This window comes from Synechococcus sp. B60.1, from assembly GCF_047462555.1.
GTDB lineage: Bacteria > Cyanobacteriota > Cyanobacteriia > Thermostichales > Thermostichaceae > Thermostichus.
In genome coordinates this window covers 1-2,767 of record NZ_JANSJN010000166.1, presented here as the reverse complement: position 1 = coordinate 2,767, position 2,767 = coordinate 1, and the positions used below count along the sequence as shown (strand labels likewise).

The following is a 2,767-nucleotide window of genomic DNA, read 5'->3' as shown; positions in this document are numbered from 1 at the left end:
ATCCGCAGTTCTGCCCAAGACCGTTGGCTCCTATTGTTGCCCAGGGGATCCCTCCTCAAACCGGCGGCTCAACCGTTGCCACGATGTCGCGGATGACGGCCTCTGCTTCCTGCCGTCGGTTGCTCGTCATGTCCCCAGATCCGGCTAAAGAAATGCGATGCGCCAGCACCGGCACAAACAAAGCTTGCAGATCTTCCGGTAGGCAAAAGCTCCGCCCTCTCACCAACGCCTGCGCCCGTGCAGCCCTTGCCAAAGCCAATGCCCCGCGGGTGGACACGCCAGCCCGCAAAAGCTTGGAGGCGCGTGTCGCCTGCACCACCTGCAGCAGATAGTCGGCCAGGGATCCATCCAGGTACACCTGATCCACCGCCGCCTGGATCTCCCGCAGCTCCGCCAGGGAAAGCACCGGCTGGAGAGCCTCCACCGGCTCTGCCTGCTGTCGCTGCAGCAGCAAAGCCCGCTCCACCTCAGGGCTGGGGTAGCCGATGGACAGCCGCACCAAAAACCGATCCAACTGGCTTTCCGGGAGGGGATAGGTGCCGTGATACTCCAAGGGGTTTTGGGTGGCCAACACCATAAAGGGACTGGGCAGCGGGTAGGTGCGGTCATCCAGCGAAACCTGCTTTTCCGCCATTGCCTCTAACAGGGCACTCTGGGTGCGGGGAGAGGTGCGGTTAATCTCGTCGGCCAGGATGACATGGGCAAAAATGGGGCCTGGGCGAAATTCAAACTCCCCTTTCTCTTTGTTGAAGAGGGTGAGGCCAAGAATGTCAGTTGGCAAGAGGTCGCTGGTAAATTGAATTCGCTGAAACTTGGCCCCCAAGCTGCGGGCAATGGCCCGCGCCAGCGTGGTTTTGCCCACTCCCGGCATGTCCTCCAGCAAGACATGGCCTTCCGCCACCAGGGCCGTCACCACCGCCTGCACCACCTGTGGCTTGCCTTGAAACACCGACTCGACGTTGGCGATCAGCTTGCCAATCTGCTGCCGCAAAGTTTGCAATCGCTCCGCCGGGATCCGCGCTGAACCGGATAGGGAGCCAACACTTGCCATAAACCACTCCCAAAGGGGCCTATTCCACCATACAGGCCGAACCCACCGCTAACCCAAAGGGGATCTCACAAAACTCCGGCGGGAAACCGGAGTACCATAGACCTGATCCCTGCAGGAAGGATGGGTATTTTGGAACTGTCTTGTAAAAGTGAGTACGCTCTCCTAGCTCTTCTGGAGTTGGCCCAGCACTACCATGATGGCCGGGTATTGCAGATCAAGGAGATCGCAGCCCATCAGTCGATTCCCGACCGCTACCTGGAGCAGTTGCTGGCCACGCTGCGCAGGCAGGGCCTGGTACGCAGCCAGCGGGGTGCCAAAGGGGGTTATTCTCTGGCTCGACCACCCTGGCAGATCTCCCTGTTGGACATCATTCAGGCCATCGAGGGAGAAGATCTCAGCCGCTCCCGGGACTTGCCCAGCGGCGATCTCTCGCCGGAGCGCCAGGTGCTCTGGCAGGCTTGGCAAGATGCCCAGGCGGCAGCGGTGGGCATTCTCCAAAAAACGACCTTGCAAGACCTCTGCGACCGGCAGGCGCAACAGCAACAGGCCAGGTTGATGTATTACATCTAGGTAAAGCTGCCGGTGTCGATGCCCTGGGCTTGGCCTCCGCTCAAGAGGGTGAGCACCTCTTCCCGCTGAGGCGGACGAGAGGGGCTGGGATCCCTGGCAGGTTTTGGGTTATCCTGAAACCCATTGCCTCTCGAATGGCTTCCTTTCCATGACCTTTCGTTTCCCTCGCTCTCAGGCTGCCGATACGTTTTCTTCGGAAGATTTTGCCAAGGCTCTGGAGGCGCAAAGCCTTGACTTTCAACCGGGACAGGTGGTGCGAGGTCGCATCTTCCAGCACCAGAACGATGGGGCCTTGGTAGATATCGGCGGCAAGTCGCCGGCCTTTTTGCCCCTGAAGGAAGCCGGGATCCGCCCAGGAGAGGATTTGAGCGGGCTTTTTCCCCTCAAAAGCGAAGCCGATTTTCTCATCTTGCGAGAGGACTCGGAAGGGCAAATCGTGCTCTCGGCGCGGCGGCTGCGGCTGAAGCGACTTTGGGAGGAGCTGGCCGAAAAACAGGCCAGTGGCCAGACAGTAACTGCCCCGGTGATCGGCACCAACAAGGGTGGAGTGCTGGTGGATGTGCAGGGGCTGCGGGGCTTTATTCCTCGCTCGCATCTCAACCAACGGGAAGATCTAGAAGAGCTGGTGGGCCAATCGCTGACCGCCAGTTTGCTGGAAGTCAACCCTGCTGCCAACAAGCTGGTGCTCTCCCAGCGAGTAGCGCGACAGGCTGAGAGCCTGGGAATCTACACCACCGGCCAGGTGGTTCGGGGCAAGGTCAGCGCCCTCAAGCCCTTCGGCGTTTTCGTGGAGCTGGAGGAGGGGGGCAGCGGGCTGTTGCACATCAAGCAGGTCAGCCAAAGCTTTGTTGCCTCCTTATCCGACTTGTTCCGGCCTGGTCAGCCGCTCAAGGCCGTGGTCATCGATGTGGATGAGGCCAAAGGGCGGATAGCGCTCTCTCTGCGGGTGTTGGAAAAATACCCCGGCGAGGTGTTAGAGCAACTGCCTCTCATTACCGAGGAAGCCGAAGAGCGGGCCAGCAAACTGAAGGGAAGAATCACGTCCGAGGGCAAGGTCATATGAACTACTCCACCGCGTAGGCGGGTGGGGTTTCCTCACCCGCTTGACAGCAGAGCTTTTGTCTCTTCTTCTGCCCCAGTTGCTTC

The 2,767-nt window shown here is 60.0% G+C and carries 3 protein-coding genes; 2 read left to right on the top strand and 1 reads right to left on the bottom strand.

Annotated features, from left to right (window positions below):
* Positions 1-55 precede the first annotated feature (55 nt).
* Positions 56-1,051, bottom strand: a complete 996-nt coding sequence (locus tag NW863_RS12680) for an AAA family ATPase (RefSeq protein WP_414366792.1) — start codon at positions 1,049-1,051, stop codon at positions 56-58.
* 129 nt (positions 1,052-1,180) lie between these two features.
* On the opposite strand from NW863_RS12680, the gene NW863_RS12675 reads away from it, so the two are divergent.
* The gene (locus NW863_RS12675) at positions 1,181-1,621 is read left to right on the top strand and encodes an RrF2 family transcriptional regulator (protein WP_414366793.1); all 441 of its coding nucleotides are present in this window, start codon (positions 1,181-1,183) and stop codon (positions 1,619-1,621) included.
* A gap of 148 nt (positions 1,622-1,769) precedes the next feature.
* On the top strand, positions 1,770-2,684 hold the full coding sequence (locus tag NW863_RS12670) for a S1 RNA-binding domain-containing protein (RefSeq protein WP_414366791.1): 915 nt from the start codon (positions 1,770-1,772) through the stop codon (positions 2,682-2,684).
* The last annotated feature ends 83 nt before the right edge of the window (positions 2,685-2,767 follow it).

Excerpts from the sequence above, each read along its gene's own strand:
- NW863_RS12680 (WP_414366792.1), bottom strand. The coding sequence starts at position 1,051 with ATGGCAAGTGTTGGCTCCCTATCCGGTTCAGCGCGGATCCCGGCGGAG.
- NW863_RS12670 (WP_414366791.1), top strand. The coding sequence starts at position 1,770 with ATGACCTTTCGTTTCCCTCGCTCTCAGGCTGCCGATACGTTTTCTTCG.